Origin of the sequence: Flavonifractor sp. An4 (assembly GCF_002161755.1) — a bacterium.
GTDB classification, from domain to species: Bacteria; Bacillota; Clostridia; order Oscillospirales; family Oscillospiraceae; genus Flavonifractor; species Flavonifractor avicola.
In genome coordinates, this window is record NZ_NFIL01000120.1 from 1 (window position 1) to 783 (window position 783).

Sequence of the window (783 nt, forward strand, 5' to 3'; positions counted from 1 at the left end):
AATGATTTGCCGCGCGTGCGCGACAGAACGGACAGTTTTTTGCGGAGATGCCTAATCATCGAGTTCGATAAGTGCTTCACCGGGCGGGAGCGGAAGTACATCAAGGAGGACTATCTGACTCGCCCCGAAGTGCTGGAGTATGTCCTGTATCGGGTGCTGACAGTAATGCCGAGCTACTATGAGCTTCCAGTGCCGGCGGCGTGTAAGACGGCTGCGGATGACTTCAGCCTTGCAAACAATCCGGTCATGGAGTTTGCCCAGGAATGCCTCCCGCAGCTGGTCAAATACGATGTATTTCCTTTTGAAATTTTGTATATTTTATACAAGAATTATCTGAAGGACAACAATCCGTCAAGCACGCCCCTGGGAAAAAATACATTTATCACAGAACTCACCAGGGTCGTGCAGAAACCGCCTCTTGCAGATGAATGGGTATATCCTGGCCGGGGAGCTAACAACGACCACATTAAGGTGCCGTTTGGCTATGACTGTGGCCGAGAGGAGTTACTGAGTGACTATGGTATAGCATTCCCAGGGCCATATATCGGGAAAAGGGTAACCGGCATTGTGCGTCGCAACCCGGTCGCTGTGCCTGCCCAGTCTGAGCCGCCGACGGCGTAAACCGTTGAAGCAAAAAAATAATGCTCCCGCAGGTATCTCCATGTGGTGAGATGCCTGCGGGAGCATGTTCTTTTTTGGGGGCCGTGATCTACTGCTCGTCAGGGGGGTTGCTGTCTTTCGATTTCTTCTGTTGCGAACGGACGTCTGATATAAGCAGCAGTA

At 51.6% G+C, this 783-nt stretch carries 1 protein-coding gene; it reads left to right on the forward strand.

What is annotated here, in order from left to right; translation table 11 throughout:
- The coding region (locus B5F94_RS16010) for a primase-like DNA-binding domain-containing protein (protein ID WP_242965704.1) at window positions 1-621 on the forward strand (621 nt) is incomplete at its 5' end.
- Between the last annotated feature and the right edge of the window lie 162 nt (window positions 622-783).